The sequence below is a fragment of the Pelagibaculum spongiae genome, assembly GCF_003097315.1.
Classification (GTDB): Bacteria; Pseudomonadota; Gammaproteobacteria; order Enterobacterales; family Pelagibaculaceae; genus Pelagibaculum; species Pelagibaculum spongiae.
Genome location: NZ_QDDL01000004.1, coordinates 161,774 through 179,829, shown reverse-complemented (window position 1 = coordinate 179,829; position 18,056 = coordinate 161,774). Strand labels below are relative to the sequence as shown.

Sequence of the window (18,056 nt, the reverse complement as noted above, 5' to 3'; positions counted from 1 at the left end):
AGTGACAGCTGTCTGCGATGCTAAGTTTTAGCTTTCAGCTGGTCTACTGAGCTATTTCGCGCATCATCAAAATAATACAAATTATTGGGAGTAGCACGGAAAACAATTTCGCTTGGCCAGTTGCTTTGAATAATATTTTAAATAATGCGCATACAAGTTTTCAGCTTTCCCTATTCCCAATAATTTTATCAGTAACGCATCAAAGCCTTCGAATCTTCTAGGGTGATATAACCCCAACCCCAAAGAAGATATATCTACTGGTTTAAGTGGTTCTTCAGAATCACTGTTAGCGTAAAACTCTGTATGGCAATAGACTAAAATATTGCCAAGCGCCATCGCTAACTCTTGATTTGTAAACGTCAATTCTCTATTGGCCCCACCTAAACGAGTAAAAGCAGAAGACATGTTTGAGTAAGTCTTATCCATTCGAAATAAATCCAACGTCATTGTATCTAAATTAAATAACAACTTTCTTTTGTCACAAATCACCCTGACGACTGACGACAAAAAACGCCGCCAATATAAATCAGGGTCAGCTTCAAAATAGACTGTTGAAATAGGAACTACACCACCATCAAACTCGAGAGAATGCGGCATTAAATATTGGCTATTTAGATGATAATCAGAATATGAGATAGCATTTTTTTTGTGGGCAAACTCTTCATACCTGAGCAACTGCTCTTTTAATGGGTACGATACACCTAAGGCTAAGTGCTTATCACCCTTGCTTTTCATTAGGTGATCACTATTAAATTCATGTAAGCCTCCATATGTAAACATTTTCTTAGCCGGCTCCAGAATTTCGCTTGCTGAATCATTGTATTCGGGAAAATTAGTAAAACTAAATCCATCAATAAAACTTCTTTCAAAAGCACTCATCCCTTGCACTAATTTAGCAGTTGGCTCTAAGCTCATAATCCATGATGGCAACACCACTTTGGGTTCAAAACTAGCTTCACAAACAAATGGTGAGTAGCTCGACCACACCTTTCTGCCATTTGAATCGGTTTTATCTGCTTGACCTGAGTAAGAGTGGATTTGAATGCTGCATCGGTTAACGATTTCTATTTTCGGCAATCCTTTCAACCCAAAATGACTGTGATAGTTTAAAGCTACCTTCAGAATTGGTCGCACTATTAAATTCCTCTCCATGGAAAGCAAAGCATTAACGCCTAATCAGACCGATCACCCTTAAATATTAAATTCAAGGCGCACTATTACCCTTCTCATAGTAGAATGCCCGCTATGTAACAACACACTTTGAAGCCGCATTTTGCAACATCAATCTAGTAAACGACTCCACAATGAGTGGCACGATCAAATTGCCACTTTGCTTTGCTGGCCCCACCAACAATCAGACTGGTTTGAGCAAATTGATCGAGTCGCTCCTGAATTTGCTGCATTCGCAGCAACCATTACTCGTTTTCAAAAGCTATTGTTGATTTGCCATGATGAGGCAACTTGGCAACAGGCTCAGCCGTGGCTGAAAAAAGCCGGTGCCGATTTCAGTCAAATCCAACCACTTTTGATTGCAACTAACGATACCTGGTGTCGAGACTTTGCCCCGCTCACCCTACAGGTCGATGGCAAGCCGCAACTACTTAACTTGGTGTTTAATGGCTGGGGTCAAAAATATGACCATGCGCTAGATGCTGCCGCAGCTGCAGACCCTGTGATGGTTGAGGCGCTGACTGAACTTTATTCCAATCACCCGCAGCCACAATGGAACCATCAAGCTTTAGTGTTTGAAGGTGGCGGTCTGGAAAGTAATGGTGCTGGCGTGCTGCTAACCACCGATGCTTGTGTGATGCATCCAAAGCGCAACCCAGATTTATCACGCCAACAGATTTTAAAAAAACTGTCCGAATTGACCGGTGCCAGCGAAGTCTATTCGTTATCTGAAGGTGGCTTATCTGGTGATGACACCGACAGCCATATCGATAATCTGGCGCGATTTGTCTCAAAAAACTGCATTGTTTATTTGCAGTGCGATCAAACAGATGATGAAAATTATTCGGCGCTGAATAAAATGCAGCGTGAACTACTGACATTGCAGCGACCCAACAATCAACCTGATTTCGATCTGATTGCGATGCCTCAGCCAGACCCTATTTTTGACTGCGACAACCGCCGAGTGCCTGCCAGCTATATTAATTTCGTATTGGTGAATGGTGCAGTGTTGGTGCCACAATATGGCGTAGCACAAGATGCTACTGCTTTGCAGATTCTCGGTGATTGCTTTCCAGATCGCCAAGCAATCGGCCTCAGTTGCAGGGCATTAATTGAACAAAATGGCAGCTTGCATTGTTTAAGTATGCAGCTTCCAAAAATTTAATGGCGTGAATGTTAGTTACCGACCACCATCTCATCCTCGCCATGGATGGCAGTGATCCATGGACAATGACGTGAACAGGCCAAGTAATTAATCATTCATTTTGCTCACATTGCCTATCAAAAGATTCTGATTATGAACAAAAAACTTAAAGTCGCACTGGTTCAGGCTCAAATTCCTGACAATACCGAGCAATCAAAGCATTTGCTGGAACAAACTATCCGCCAAGCTGCAGCGCAAAATGTTAAATTAATTTTGCTACCAGAACTGCATAACGGCGCTTATTTTTGCCAACAGCAGGCATTAAATGAATTTGATCGCGCCGAATCTATTCCCGGCCCAACCACCGATTGGCTCAGTGCTTTAGCTAAACAATTAAACATCGTGATTGTTGGTTCAGTATTTGAACGACGCACTGCCGGCATTTATCACAACACAGGCGTGGTATTAGACAGCGACGGTTCATTAGCCGGCATTTACCGCAAAATGCACATTCCCGATGACCCAGGATTTAATGAGAAGTTTTATTTCACACCGGGCGATATCGGTTTTAAACCGATTAATACTTCAGTCGGCCGATTAGGCTTATTAGTCTGCTGGGATCAATGGTACCCGGAAGCCGCACGTTTAATGGCACTCGCCGGTGCAGAAATCTTGCTTTACCCCACCGCAATTGGCTGGGACCCTGCTGATGATCAAGCCGAAAAAGACCGTCAACTCGACGCATGGCAAACGGTGCAACGTGGCCATGCGGTAGCTAACGGCCTACCGGTACTCAGCTGCAACCGCACTGGCTTTGAAGCATCACCCGAAGGCGCACTCAATCACACTGGTGGTATCGATTTCTGGGGCGGCAGTTTTATCACCGGGCCACAAGGTGAATTCCTCGCCAAAGCTGAGGTTCAACCGGAATTGTTAATCGCCGAACTGGACTTGGCACACAGTGAAAATGTCCGCCGCATTTGGCCATTTTTCCGTGACCGGAGAATTGATGAATATGGGGATTTAACCAAAAGGTTTATTGATTAAACTGAAAAGCGCTGTAGTCCAACAGCGCTTAATTTAGAAACTACTAGCTAGTATCTTAGATTTTATTTCTTGATATTCGGAATCACTTATCATTTCAGCATCAAATAACTTTTTAGCTTTCCCTAGCTCAACTACAACATCGTTTTTATTAGCCGCTATTTCTATTCCGATGCTACATTAACCAATTAACAACACAAGACTTTTAGCTCTATTTTTGTATTCTCAGCAAGCTACAATAAAAACCATGATATTCACAGCATAATCAAATACTCATCCAATTTTTTATATTACAACTGAAACACCGTATAACTCTGATAGCACGACGGCTAGCAAAGATAGGAAAATTTGCAGCAAAACTTATTCAAAACATTAAATGTAGGTGCTGTGATAATTACACTTCTCTGGTTTCGCTATGAAATATTGAGATTCTCTAGCACCCAACACCACCTAAGGGCCGCAGAAAATATAAATTGTTCTGTACAACCTCGAGTCGCACTACGTGCTTACCTAAGTCAGATACAAGGTCGGGTAAGCCACGGCGCATCCGACGTTTCAGGTTTGGGGGATTTATTAAATTCTGTAGTCCTAAGGTTCATTTTGCTTGAATTACGACAAGCCAATCACCACCACCATGTACTGTATAAAAAACCACCACCGACTATCAATTCCCGTGACAACTGCTATAGTTGCCCGCCATAGACATTTGCCTTTAACAGCTTGTAGCAGGCCTTTTAACCACTGTGACTTCGCAAAATCCTCTGAATCAAATTGACCTACCGGTTGCGGCGGGTGATCGAAAGCAACTCGGTAATCTGGCAACCCCAGCCCTTGGCTGGAGCTTGGCGCAAATTGCCCAATCAGAAAATCGACCGATTCTGCTGATTGCACCGGACCAAACCCACCTGGAAAAGCTCCGTGCAGAGATCCGTTTCTTTGTCGGCGACAAAATACCAGTGCATTTGTTTCCAGATTGGGAAACCTTGCCCTACGATACTTTTTCGCCGCATCAAGAAATCATCTCTCGCCGTGCCCGACTGCTGTTTCAGTTGCCACAGCAGACTCAAGGTGTATTGCTGATATCGGCCAATACCTTGATGATGCCGATGCCACCGGCCAGCCATTTGCATGCCCACACCTTGGTCATCCAATCGGGCGATTTCATTGATATCAACCAGTGGCGCAGTCGACTGGAACAAGCCGGTTACCTATGCGTATCGCAAGTGACTGAACCGGGTGAATTTGCGGTTCGTGGCTCATTATTTGATTTATGGCCATCTGGCAGCCCATCACCCTACCGGGTAGATTTGCTCGATGATGAAGTTGAAAGCATTCGTCAGTTTGATCCTGAAAATCAGCGCTCTACTGAGGTGCTACAAAAAATCGAGCTGTTACCGGCACGAGAATTCGCCTTAGATGAAAAGTGCATTCAGTTCTTCCGTAAGAACTGGCGTAGTCGTTTTCCTGATCACACCAAAAGTTTTATCTACCAAGATGTAAGCAAAGGTATTGCGCCCTCGGGCATTGAATATTATTTGCCGTTGTTTCATGAAAATATTGCCAATATTTTTGATTATTTACCAAAAAATACGCTGGCAATTAATCTACCGCAGATTGACCAAGCGTTAGATCATTTCCAAAGCGAAATTGTTAGTCGTTACGAAAACTACAATGTTGATTACGACCGGCCTTTGTTACGCCCAGATGAATTATTTCTCAGTTCAGATAAATGTTTTTCTGAGTTAAATTTATATCCAAGACTGGAATTGTTTACTGAATCGATTGGTAATCGCGGTCGCAAAAAAGACATTCAACTGGATGGATTGCCTGAGCTACAAATTGATGCTAAAGCCGACAACCCGTTTGTCTTACTGCAATCACTGATTGATCGTAGCAAACTGCCGATTATTTTTACCGCTGAATCTGCCGGTCGCCGGGAAGCCCTGCTCGATTTATTGCATAGCCATAAAATTCACCCCCATGGCTGCAATAGCTGGCAAGAAGCAATTGAATCCGATCAGCCACTGAATATTGTGGTTGCACCCTGCGAGTATGGTTTTTCCATTCCATCCGCCACAAAGCAGCCAGCTTTTATTTTAGTCAGTGAGTCTGACTTACTCGGTGAAAGGGTCAGTCAGCAGCGGAAAAAAGCCGCTAAGCAAGATCCAGATCTAGCCATTCGAAATTTGGCCGAACTGCGCGAAGGCGCCGCCGTGGTGCATATTGACCATGGTATTGGCCGTTATGTCGGCTTACAAATTTTACAAAGCGGCGGACTGGAAGCTGAATATTTGGTGTTGGAATACGCCAAGGGCGATAAAATCTATGTGCCGGTTGCGGCAATGGAAAAAATAAGCCGCTACAGCGGTCACGACCAAGATACGGTTTCGCTGAATAAATTAGGCAGCGATAAATGGAACAAAGCCAAACGCAAAGCCGCTGAGAAAATTCGCGATGTTGCCGCTGAACTATTAGATGTTTATGCGCAAAGAGCCGCTAAACCTGGTTTTGCTTTTGATCTGCCCGATGAACATTATCAAACCTTTGCTGCCAGCTTCCCCTTTGAAGAAACCGATGACCAGAAATTAGCGATTGGTGCAGTAATAGGTGATATGACCGAGAACACCGCGATGGATCGCCTGATCTGTGGCGATGTGGGTTTCGGTAAAACCGAAGTGGCAATTCGCGCTGCTTTTCTGGCGATTCAAGGTGGTAAGCAAGTCGCAATCTTAGTGCCGACCACCCTGCTGGCCCAGCAACATTATGAAAATATTCGAGATAGATTTGCCGATTGGCCAATTCGGGTTGAAGTCGTGTCTCGTTTTACTACCGGCGCTAAACAAAAAAGCCTTCTCGGTGATTTAAGCGAGGGTAAAGTCGATTTAATCATTGGCACCCATCGACTGTTAAGCAACGAAGTAAAGTTCCGAGAGCTTGGGTTAGTCGTGATTGATGAAGAACACAGGTTTGGTGTCCGTCAAAAAGAAAAGCTACGTTCATTGCGCGCCGAAATTGATATTTTAACCATGACCGCGACACCAATTCCACGCACCTTAAACATGTCGATGGCTGGCATGAGAGATTTGTCGATCATCACTACACCACCGGCGCGTCGATTAGCGATTAAAACCTTTGTTCGTGAAAAAAACATGGGGCTGATTCGCGAGGCGGTACTTCGTGAAATCCTTCGTGGCGGCCAGGTTTATTATGTGTACAACCAAGTTGACTCGATCGAACGCTGCACCGAAGAATTAGCCGAACTCATTCCAGAGGCACGTGTAGCATTTGCCCATGGCCAAATGAGCGAGCAGCAAATGGAAAAAGTGATGACTGATTTCCACCACCAACGCTGCAACGTACTGGTATGTACCACCATTATTGAAACAGGCATCGATATTCCCAACGCCAACACCATGGTGATTGATCGGGCCGATAAATTTGGCCTAGCCCAGTTGCACCAGCTTCGCGGTCGCGTCGGACGCTCTTATCATCAAGCCTACGCTTATTTGCTAACACCGCATCAATCTGCCATCAGTGCTGACGCTCAAAAACGGCTGTTGGCAATTGAGAGCTTCCAAGATTTGGGCGCTGGTTTTGCACTGGCTAGTCAGGATTTGGAAATTCGCGGCGCGGGTGAATTGCTTGGCGAAGGTCAAAGCGGACAAATCGCCAGTATCGGCTTTACTTTATATATGGAAATGCTCGATCAGGCAGTCTCTCAATTAAAAGCTGGCAAACAACCAGAATTAAATACGCCGTTGAATGCAGGTAGCGAAGTAGATCTGCGCATTCCGGCATTGATTCCAGATGATTATTTGCCAGACGTACAAGCCAGACTGGTGCTCTACAAACGAATTGCTAGCTGTAAAAATGCTGAAAGTTTGCGAGCACTTCAAGTAGAAATGATCGACCGTTTTGGCTTATTACCGGCGCAGGCGAAAAATCTATTTAGGGTTACCAGTCTAAAACAGCGAGCAGAATTGGCTGGAATTGCTCGAATAGATGTTCCCAAGGATTCAATCCGGGTAGAATTCACAGATCAACCGAATGCTGAGCCCGGCCGACTGTTTGAAATGTTGCAGAAAAAGCCGAGAGAATATCAGCTAGATGGACCTAATCGCATCAGAATGCCTTCAGCCGATGAAAATGCCGATCAGCGATTAGAACGCGTGTTCCGTTTTTTCGATTTGCTGGAAAGGAAATAAAACGTCAATGAGCAAATTTGTCGCCACTATTTTTGGAATTGCCTTATCTGTTTCGGCAATTCCTAGTGCTTTCGCCCAAACTTCACAAAGCAGTAACGACATTAGACCGACCAAATGGTACCAGGTCGAACTGTATATTTTTGATCGGCGCACTGGCCCGGTTGATAGTTCAGCAAGCGCTGAAAAGTGGCAACAAGATGTGCCATTAATTCCTACAGAGCAAGCGACTAAACTGATCAATCTGCAACAACTTAAGCAACAACGCACAACCAAGCTGGAACAGCAAAATCAACAACTGCCTAACAGCTTTTCTGATCAATCTGCTGTCAGCGCGCCAGCGCAAACGCTTGAATTACAAACTGCTGCTGAAACTGTATCAGCAGACTTAGATCTGCCTGACCCTGCAACTGTCCCTTGGGTTGAGCTTGAGAAGGAAAACTTTGAGATTAAAGAAGTTAAACAATTTAAAACGTTAACCCACCTTGCCTGGCGACAACCTGCCCAAACTAAACAACAAGCTAATTGGATTCGAATTAATGCAGTTGAACTGGAAACTCCGGTTAGCGCGTTAATTGAGACTGCTCAAAATCCTTTCGATTTACCACAAAACGATAGTTTCGAGCAATCCAAGTTATTTGCTGTGCCAGAGCGACAAACCTCGTTGCAACAAACCGATTCGACCAACTATATGTTAGATGGCCGAGTTCGGCTGAGTCTAAACAGTTATTTGCATTTCGATAGCGAGTTAGTGATTCAACAATGGCTTAAAAAAGAACAACAACCAGTGATTGTTGAAACGATCTCACAACTACCCAGCGAACTAGCCGGTATTGAATTGCCTAATACTGTTGGCCAACCAGTGATTGGGAATGATAACAACGAGTTAACTTTGGAAGAAGTGGTTGGCAGCCAACAACCACAAATGGTTGATTATTTGCAGAACTATCCGCTGCTGCAGCATCGTCGAATTAAAAAGAATCGCTTACAGTATTTTGATCATCCATTGTTTGGTGTGCTAGTGATCATCCGCGATTATAAATTACCAGAGCCTAAGCCAGAGCCCGAAATTATCGCTCCTGCGGCAGCTGAAGTAGAAAATGACGGTAATCCGGTTATTAAAGCGCCAGTGACGATTGAGCAATTGTCAGAGAAACCGGCCACTGCTACTGAATAGGTAGTATTTAAACTGTTTTTCAGAAATAAAAAAGCCGGTACATAATTAAAAGTATGTACCGGCTTTTTTGATCAACAATTATTAATGATTTTACAAATCAATACTATTTTGTATTAAGCACTATTTTTCATTAAATAAAGCTTTAATAATTTAGTGACCTTGGCCATACCATCATTCAATGTCAGGCGAATATCATCCATGGTAATCGGCCCTGGCGAACGCCCTGCCGCCATATTAACCACCACCGAAAGATTGGCGTAATTCATTCCTAGCTCACGCGCTAAAACCGCCTCAGGCATCCCAGTCATACCAACTAGATCACAACCATCACGTTCCATGCGGTCAATCTCAGCGCGGGTTTCCAGTCGCGGTCCTTGAGTGGCGCCATAGGTCATTTGCATCGGAACCTGAATGCCCATCTTGCAAGCCGCTTGGCCCAATCCATCTCTTAAATTCGGGCAATAAGGTTCGCCAAAATCAACATGCACCACATCTTCGAGATTTTTTTCAAAGAAGGTCGACGAGCGCCCCCAAGTGTAATCAATCAATTGATCAGGAATCGCCAAGTCAGCATTTTTCAAACCGCGGTTAATGCCACCGACTGCGGTGATCGCTATGACATCTTCACAGCCTAAATCATGTAGCGCCTGAATATTTGCTCGGTAATTAATCTCATGTGGCGGGATTTTATGATTACGACCATGGCGAGTCATAAAACATACCTGACGCCCTTCAACTGTACCGCGACGAATCGCTGACGATACTTCGCCCCAGCGATTACACATATTCAAATCTTCTGCATTTTCTAAACCGGGGAAATCATACAGCCCAGTTCCGGCAATAATTGCTAATGGCTTCACACTACAACTCCGTATTTATTAATTATTTTTTACTGATTCATTTGATTGGCTTGTGCTGCAGACAAGTTCTCAGGCAAAGATTCGATATAGACACTTTGCGATGGGAATGCCATTTCAGCCCCGTGTTGGTCGATTATTTGCATAATATCCAGCAACACTTTTTGCTTGATTTGGTGAAATAAAACCCAGTCAGTGGTTTTGGTAAAGGTGTAAATAAAGAAATCCAGGCTGGATGGTGCAAACTGATTGAAGTTAACAATCAAAGTCTGTGTCGCATCAATATCCGGATTATTCTTCAGATAATCGGTCACTGCTTCGATTATTTGTGGGATTTTTTGCCAATCCTGATAACGCAGCCCAATGGTTTCGTTGATTCGCCGATTATGCATTCTCGACGGATTTTCAATTGAGATATTTGAAAAAACACCGTTTGGTATATAAAGCGGACGCTTATCAAATGTACGAATTCTGGTTTGCCGCCAACCGATATATTCAACGGTACCTTCAATATTGCGGTCTGGTGAGCGGATCCAGTCGCCAATTTTGAAAGGACGATCCAGATAGATCATCAAACCACCAAAAAAGTTGGATAATAAATCCTTGGCAGCAAAACCAATCGCGATACCGCCCACACCACCAAATGCCAATAGCCCTGAAACACTAAAACCGAGGTTTTGCATCAGCATTAGCAATAAAACAACAATGACCACTGCTCGCAATAATTTACCTACCGCTTGCGCACCGGTTTGGTCAAACTTGGAGCGCTTGGCCATTGTGTTTTCAAGTGGTTTGATCAGTTTTAATAAAAACCAGCCAAACATAGCGACTGAACCGACAATTCTAAATCGAGCAACCAGGCTTTGTAGGTCTGGTGCATACTGCTTGCTCAGCAACATAAACATCATCGAAAAACCAATGATCCACACCAGCCACTTAAGCGGCAGAATCATCGCTTCAATCAAAGTTTCATCCCAACTGTTTTTGGTTTTCTTTAATTGAGTCGCAAACCGGTCAAGTAAGGCCGGAATTACTTTGGCCGTCAGAAAGGTGACAAACAAAATCACCAAAACCTGCCAACCCCAACCGGGAATTAGCGTAAGAACTGATTGAAGCTGTTCCATTTTCTAGTACCTTTATGCCGCAGACAGTGCATTCAACTTACACGCAGTTTCTTTATATCTTTTACTTGTTGCAAAATCAGGATCAGATAATTTACCCGCCAGCTTTTCTGCAGGCACCTGATCAAAACCATTATTCTGCAGATGATCCGCCACTTCCAGTGCTTCATCACGGTTATTGCAAACCAGCAATAAGTCACAGCCGGCAATTAATGCAGCGTCAGCACGTTGGCAAATATTTCCCGCGGCATGTGCGCCCGCCATGGTTAAGTCATCACTAAATACCAAGCCATTAAAACCAAACTGCTGCTTTAAGGTTTGTTGTACCCAGAACTTTGAAAAACCTGCTGGCTGGTCATCACAATCAGAATAAACCACATGCGCAGGCATGATAGAATCGAGTTTTTGCTGTGAGATTAATTGTTGAAAGGGAAGCAGGTCGTGCTGAAAAATTTGATCTTTATTACGAGAATCAACCGGAAGTTCATGGTGAGAATCTTCTGTGACACTCCCGTGACCGGGAAAATGCTTGCCACATGACTTCATTCCCGCCTCTGCCATTCCTTCGATAAAAGCACCGGCAATTTCAGCAATTCTTTCAGGTTGAATTGCAAAGCCGCGATCTCCAATCACCTTGCTCTGTGGATTGGCAACATCCAGTACCGGGGCAAAGCTGACATCAACGCCAAAGCTAAGTAATTCACTGGCCATTAACCAGCCTGCATCTTTAGCCAGTGACAAGCCCTCTTCTGGTGCAAAATCACAAATGTTGCCGTAACTTTGAGCAGGCGGCAGCCGGGTAAAGCCATCTTTAAATCTTTGGACTCGCCCACCTTCCTGGTCGACATAGACAACCAGTTCAGAACGAAGCTGGCGTACTTGGTCCATTAATGATTTTAGCTGGGCAGGACTTTCAAAATTACGGCTAAATAAAATCAAACCGGAAACACAAGGTTTGAGCAATAAGGTTTTATCTGAATCATTCAGTGAAATACCCGCAATATCTACAATTAACGGCCCCATTAAAATCTATCCTCTTGAATTAAAACCTGACAACCTGAATCTACCAAATCAAATAAGGCAACCATGTCGATATTTCTCATTCGCACACACCCATGAGACTTGGCAATCCCCATCGGCTGATCATCTGGTGTTCCATGAATATAAATGTAGCGACGCATACTATCGAAACGACCACCACGATTAAAACCTACTTCACAACCACTGAGCCACAGAATTCTGCTGAGGATCCAATCACGCTCAGGGTACTTTCGATTGAGTGCTTCTGACCAAATTTCACCGGTAGGACGACGCCCGACAAATACACTACCTAGCGGCTGATCTGCCCCGATTTTTGCTCGAATAATGTGCTCACCGCGAGGAGTCTTGCCACTATTCATAGCTTCACCCGGGCCAGCCAAAGCAGTTGAGACTGAACATTCAAAAACAAGCGACTGATCCTGAAACAGTTTCATACGCTGCTCAGCAATACTGACGATAATCCTTTTCATCACATAGCTTCTGCCAAATAAAAACATCATATACCAAAAAGGCCGCCTAAAAAGGCGGCCTTTGCTATTTCAGATGGTGAAATAGTTTAGAAGCGTAAATTCATCTGAGCAGTAATCAGATGCGCTTCGCCATCGGTGTAGCGACCTGAAACTTCCGCTCTATTCAAAGGCGAACCTGAAATTGCTGGATGCGCGCCGTTTACTAAATGATCCGTTTCATTTAATTCTGAATCTTTAATGTCGACATAGGCATAGCCAATATCAAAGGTCATCATTTCGCTATAGGCATAGCTAGCACCAAAAGAGTACCAAACTCGATCATTGTCTGGCGCTCGAGAGGTTCGATCTTCTGCATTTACCGGTGCTTCATCTAGCGCTAAACCAGCGCGATACTCCCACTTACCTTCTGGCGAGAACTCAGCACCTATTGCATAGCGCCAAGTATCATTCCAGTTTTCTGGCGTAGTATTCGTATCTAAGGTGTCAAAGTTTAAAACAAGTTGCTTGAACTTTGACCAGTTGGTCCATTGGGCATCTGCCAGTACTTTCCACTCAGCATTGTATTCATGAGCAACACCGATCGAAAACGTATCAGGCGTAGTTAAACTTGCTGTTACACCTTGTGTCTGGAACCTTGGATCTTGAGACAATACTGTTAAAGATTTAACCCCTTGAGTGTTTGAAGACTCGACCGTGAAATCTGTTTCACCTTTAATCGCGTAATGAACCTGTGAACGGTATGCCACCCCGACTTCAGTTTGCTGGTTTGCTTTCCAGTGCGCCGCAAGATTCCAGCCATAACCCCAGTCATCACCTGAGTTGTTAATTTCAAAATCGTTTTCACCAGACTGATTGCAAAGACTAAATGCTGGATTAGCATTAGGCTTTAGGCTTTCTCCCTGACACAAACTACCACCGTCAACCATGCGATTAAGGATCGCCCGTCCCCAACTAACATTGACACCAGCAGCAACACTCAATTGATCATTAACTTTAAATGCCAAATTTGGATTAAAGTTTAATGTGATTAATGAAGTATCAGTGGCGAAATATCGTTGAATGGAGTCTTCTTCAACTTCGGTAGTTAAACCGAAAGGTGCTGTCATGCTAAAACCAGCCCAAACTTTGTCTGATAGCTGATGCGAAACATGGAACGATGGAATCCATTCAAAAGTTTTTAATTCACTTTGCTGATAATCATCAACGCCTTGAGTTGTACCAAAACTATTTTTAGCACCTTCTGCATGAAATACTGCATCGCCGGTAATCGCAACGCCCGATAATGTGATATTGGTTCCTGGCATGCGAGTAATTGCAGCCGGGTTATTAAAGTTACTGCTGGCATCTCTAGCTAGCGTCGCATTACCTGCGAAAGCACTACCCAAACCGCGTGCATTATTTTCAGGAACAATAAATCCAGCTGCACTTGCCAGGGTAGAAAAGGTCATTCCTGATGCAACGATCATTGCAGTCAGAATTGAATGAAATTGTTTAGTTTGTTGGCCCATCTGGAGAGTCCCCTCTACTACTTAATCGAGGACAGATTGATGTTCTGCCCGCCCCATCGAACTTAATCTGATAGATATAAATCTTTTTCAGACCTTATATTTTGTGTTTGCAATCTGCCTCATACCAATCGGTCAGTAAAGATTTTTTTAAGAAACATTGCCACATTTTGTCACGTTTAGAAGATTGAAATACAAGACTCTAAAATTAACCTTTTGAAAATAAAAAAAAACCCAGCAAAAGCCGGGTTTTAGTATTTTACGGATAAACGGGGAATTAATTCTCGCCGGAAGCTTTGGTTAGTAATTCGCGAGCCTCAGATTTTTGCTCATCATCACCTTCACTAAGCACTTCTTTTAAGATTTCGCTTGCTCCGCTAGCATCACCCATTTCTAAATAGGCTCTGGCTAAATCTAGCTTGGTAGAAGCTTCATCGACTTCATCAAGGAAAGACAAGTCATCTAACTCTTCATCTACATCAGCAACCGGCACTTCCATCAAAGTAGGCGATGCTTGCAATGAGATATCGTCTAAATCGGCCTCAAGGCTATTTAAATCTAGCGCTTCATCTAAAGAAAAGCTGCTATCTTCAGCATCGCTATTAATATCAACAGAATTATCTAACCCGGAGATGGATAAATCATCTAGGCCGCTTAATGCATCAATATCAAACTCGATTGACTGTGAATCGTTTTCTGAAGAGATTTGTTGTTCTGGTTCTGGCTCAGCCATATCGAAACCATCAAGGCTGAATTCCAAATCTTCTAGTTCTTCAGTTGCCGCTGGGTTTGTTTGCAAATCAACTGCAGACTCAGAGAACTCTAACCCTGCAAAATCTTGTTCAACATCGCTAGCAACTTCTTCTGAGAACATTTCAGGAATAGTATTCTCATCATTTGCATCTGACAAAGAGGCATCTAAGTCAGAGCCGTCAATGGCTACTTGGTCTGGATCTCTAGAAGTAAACATCGCTGGCACGCTAGCTTCTGAAACCGGCAAACTAGAGAAGTCTCCAATGTCTGCATTATTTGCTGAAGTGTCGCCGCGCAAAGATTCGATTTCAGCTGATAAATCTGGCGCAATCGCCAATAACTTATCTGCTTGAAAATCAAAGGCAGCACTATCTTCTTGTAAGGAGAACATCTCTAAAAGTTTAAGAGAAAGTGTTCTATTTTCGCTATCGTGAGATAACGCCTGCTGCAGCACATTAATTGCTTCATCGTAACGACCATAAGCAGCGTAAATATCAGCTTCTACTGTCGGATCACTATCATCAGCAACCGTCGAATCAACACTGTTGTTTTCAACGAAGTTATTCGGACGAAGATCTGGAACTACCGACGATGCAATATCTAAATCAGGTAAGTTATCAAAATCATCCTGCTTAGCAGCTACTGACGGCGCAATATCCTTAGCATATTTCATTGCCGGTAACGGTTCATATTCTTCGTCACGACGACGACTGCGCAACATTTGTAGCAGCAGAATCAATAATAGAGGTAACGCTAATACCAACAAGTGCAAAGGATTCTTCAGCAATAAATCAAACAACTCACCAAACCGAAGTTCCATAGCCAAATCAATATAAGTAACCAGATTCCCTTCTAGCTGCTTAGGCTGTTCGACTACCGGTACTTCAACAACTGGCGGTGTAACCGCTGTTTCTTGTGCAGCTTCTTCTGAACCTTCTACTGCCACAGTCTCGTTAGCATTAGTTTCATTTTCAGCAGCTAACTGCTGTTCGAGTACTGCCAATTCAGAATCTTTAAGTTCTGCCAAAGATTCTAATGATTCGGCCTGATCTTCCAAAACCGACAATCTATCAGATAGCGCTTCGCCTTCGCGCTGTGCCGCAACAATTGCTTCAGAAGTAACCGCGATATTGGTTTCTAATTCACCAATTCTCGCGTCGCCTGTTGCTGCACCTTGCTCGGCAGTAGCAGCAGAATTATCAGTTTGTTTTGGCGTTACCAGCGACAAACGACCTTCATTTGTTTGTTGTGGCTGACTAACTGGAGTTGATCGATCAATCGATGCTGGTGCTTCGGATTGAGAAGCCGCCACTGTGGTGCGATCTTGCCACGATTTATTCTGACCAATAATTTGTTTAACCGCTGAGCGATGTGAGCTCTGGTTAATTTCACTCTTATCTGGGACTCGTAATACCGCGCCTTTTTTCAAGCCGTTGATATTGCCACGAGAAAAAGCGTCGGGATTATTATCTAACAATGCCAGCATGGTTTGCTGAACACTGACATCACTGTCTGGACGTAATTGTCTTGCCACACCCCAAAGCGTATCGCCAGCACTGACTTTATAAGTCTCTGGTCGAACTGATGCTACTGAAGTTGGCTTAGACTGAACTTGCTCGCTTCTTTGGATCGGCTTCGCTGCAACGGTAGCTGGCTTACTAACTGCCCGACTAACAGGTGCCGCTACTACTTGCTGCTGGCGCAAGGCTCTTTGTTCAGCAAAAACAGGCGGATCCATTAACAGCGTATAAGGGCGAGATAATTTACCGCCTGGCCAATCAATGGTGACGACAAAATCAAGAAATGGTTCTTTAATGTCTTGGGTGCTACTCACCACGACCACCATCGAGTTACCTCGAGGCACTAATCTGAAGTTCAGGTCAGTTAAAAAGAAAGGACGCTCAATTCCGAAGCGAGAAAAATCTTTCTGGGTACCAAGAGCAACCAGTATATTTTCCTTGTCCTCTTCGAGGACTGAATACAATGGAATTTCAGCAGTTAATGGCTGATTCAGTGTGGTCGTTGACTCGATGTCACCTAATATCAATGCTGATGCACCAGGTGACATAACAGCTAAAGACCAGCCAAATGCCAGAGTTAACTTGCGTACGATTGTCACTCCTAACTTCTCCTTATCCCCGGACTTGTCTTATCACGTCAAACCTTGACGTACATGCTCTCCTTGACCAATCGCGCCCAAACCAAGCGGCTGCAAATCGGATGCAAGCGGTAGATTACTGCTAACCTTAATGAGCAGCAAGCAGTTTACCAACTAGTATCACTATCATTGTGACTAAATTGATACCAAAGGTTGTATACCACCTCACACTCTGGACTTCCCAATATCATATCAGGCTTTTTTGAACCACACAGCTGCCTTTTATACACATAAGATAAAGGCTGGCAAATGCCAGCCTTTATCTTTATACGCCGTTAGTCTTCTAATGCAATACGCAACATTCGTCGCAAAGGTTCAGCAGCGCCCCAAAGCAACTGATCTCCAACAGAAAACACATTCAAATACTTCGATCCCATATTCATCTTTCGAACACGGCCAACACCAATATTTAATGTGCCTGTAATATTTGCAGGAGAAAGGCGATTCATCGTCACGTCACGATCGTTGGGTACTAGATCAACCCATTGATTATGCGAAGCCAACATTTGTTCGATTTCTGAGACATCAACATCTTTTTTCAGCTTGATAGTGAAAGCCTGACTGTGACATCGCATCGCACCAATACGCACACAAGTACCATCAACTGGAATAGTGCCTGCTGATAATCCAAGAATCTTGTTGGTTTCAGCCTGGCCTTTCCATTCTTCACGGCTTTGGCCATTTTCCAGCTGAGTATCAATCCACGGAATCAAGCTACCGGCTAATGGAACACCCCATTGATCGGTCGGCAACTGATCACTGCGCATGAATTCAGAAACTTTACGATCAATATCTAAAATTGCCGATGCAGGATCATTTAATTCCGGCGCAACATGATCACGAATTGCACCCATCTGGCTAATCAGTTCACGCATATGACGTGCACCAGAACCAGAAGCTGCTTGGTAAGTCATCGAGCTCAGCCATTCCACTAGATTATTTTCAAATAATCCGCCAAGACCCAGCATCATTAAACTGACCGTGCAGTTGCCGCCAGCAAAGGTACGAATACCTTTATCAATCGATTGATCGATCACATTACGGTTAACCGGATCTAGAATAATCACGGCATCATCGTTCATGCGTAATGCTGAAGCAGCATCAATCCAATAACCATTCCAGCCAGACTCACGCAAACCAGGATAAACCTGCTTGGTGTAGTCACCGCCCTGACAGGAAACAATAATATCCATTTCCCGTAGAGCTTCCAGACTGAAGGCATCCTGCAGAACACCTGCATTAGCAGCGTATTCTGGAGCAGACTGACCCGCTTGGGATGTGGTGAAAAACGTAGGATCAATCAGATCGAAATCACGCTCTTCTTTCATCCGCTGCATTAATACGGAGCCAACCATGCCCCGCCATCCTACTAGGCCAACCTTCTTCATTTTCTAACCCCTTCTCAGTCTGCATT

At 43.9% G+C, this 18,056-nt stretch carries 12 protein-coding genes; 4 read left to right on the top strand and 8 right to left on the bottom strand.

What is annotated here, in order from left to right:
* Positions 1-81: 81 nt before the first annotated feature.
* Positions 82-1,134, bottom strand: a complete 1,053-nt coding sequence (locus tag DC094_RS11540; RefSeq protein ID WP_116687270.1) for a hypothetical protein — start codon at positions 1,132-1,134, stop codon at positions 82-84.
* Positions 1,135-1,273: 139 nt separating this feature from the next.
* On the opposite strand from DC094_RS11540, the gene DC094_RS11535 reads away from it, so the two are divergent.
* From DC094_RS11535 to DC094_RS11520, 4 genes are all read left to right on the top strand, one after another.
* Positions 1,274-2,335 carry an agmatine deiminase family protein gene (locus DC094_RS11535; RefSeq protein ID WP_158527301.1) on the top strand — a complete coding sequence of 354 codons (1,062 nt, stop codon included), beginning with the start codon at positions 1,274-1,276 and terminating at the stop codon, positions 2,333-2,335.
* A 132-nt stretch (positions 2,336-2,467) separates the two neighbouring features.
* Positions 2,468-3,361, top strand: a complete 894-nt coding sequence (locus DC094_RS11530) for a carbon-nitrogen hydrolase (protein WP_116687268.1) — start codon at positions 2,468-2,470, stop codon at positions 3,359-3,361.
* Positions 3,362-4,101: 740 nt separating this feature from the next.
* Complete coding sequence (gene mfd / locus DC094_RS11525; protein ID WP_116687267.1) at positions 4,102-7,563, top strand: transcription-repair coupling factor; 3,462 nt, start codon at positions 4,102-4,104, stop codon at positions 7,561-7,563.
* A 7-nt stretch (positions 7,564-7,570) separates the two neighbouring features.
* The gene (locus DC094_RS11520) at positions 7,571-8,737 is read left to right on the top strand and encodes a CsiV family protein (RefSeq protein ID WP_116687266.1); all 1,167 of its coding nucleotides are present in this window, start codon (positions 7,571-7,573) and stop codon (positions 8,735-8,737) included.
* A 113-nt stretch (positions 8,738-8,850) separates the two neighbouring features.
* Here DC094_RS11520 and DC094_RS11515 read toward each other — a convergent pair whose 3' ends face one another.
* From DC094_RS11515 to asd, 7 genes are all read right to left on the bottom strand, one after another.
* Positions 8,851-9,597: an S-methyl-5'-thioinosine phosphorylase gene (locus tag DC094_RS11515; RefSeq protein WP_206605637.1), complete on the bottom strand. Its 747-nt coding sequence runs from the start codon at positions 9,595-9,597 to the stop codon at positions 8,851-8,853.
* A 29-nt stretch (positions 9,598-9,626) separates the two neighbouring features.
* Positions 9,627-10,718, bottom strand: coding sequence for a mechanosensitive ion channel family protein (locus tag DC094_RS11510; RefSeq protein WP_116687264.1), 1,092 nt, complete (start codon positions 10,716-10,718; stop codon positions 9,627-9,629).
* 12 nt (positions 10,719-10,730) lie between these two features.
* Entirely contained in the window at positions 10,731-11,738 is a 1,008-nt protein-coding gene (gene nagZ, locus DC094_RS11505) for a beta-N-acetylhexosaminidase (protein ID WP_116687263.1), read from the bottom strand.
* Positions 11,738-12,226, bottom strand: coding sequence for a L,D-transpeptidase (locus DC094_RS11500; protein WP_116687429.1), 489 nt, complete (start codon positions 12,224-12,226; stop codon positions 11,738-11,740). Before DC094_RS11500 ends, nagZ begins: the two co-directional genes overlap by 1 nt.
* 86 nt (positions 12,227-12,312) lie before the next feature.
* Complete coding sequence (locus DC094_RS11495) at positions 12,313-13,734, bottom strand: OmpP1/FadL family transporter (RefSeq protein ID WP_116687262.1); 1,422 nt, start codon at positions 13,732-13,734, stop codon at positions 12,313-12,315.
* Between the two features lie 274 nt (positions 13,735-14,008).
* Entirely contained in the window at positions 14,009-16,603 is a 2,595-nt protein-coding gene (locus tag DC094_RS11490) for a motility hub landmark protein FimV (protein ID WP_116687261.1), read from the bottom strand.
* Between the two features lie 314 nt (positions 16,604-16,917).
* Positions 16,918-18,030 carry an aspartate-semialdehyde dehydrogenase gene (asd, locus tag DC094_RS11485; RefSeq protein ID WP_116687260.1) on the bottom strand — a complete coding sequence of 371 codons (1,113 nt, stop codon included), beginning with the start codon at positions 18,028-18,030 and terminating at the stop codon, positions 16,918-16,920.
* Between the last annotated feature and the right edge of the window lie 26 nt (positions 18,031-18,056).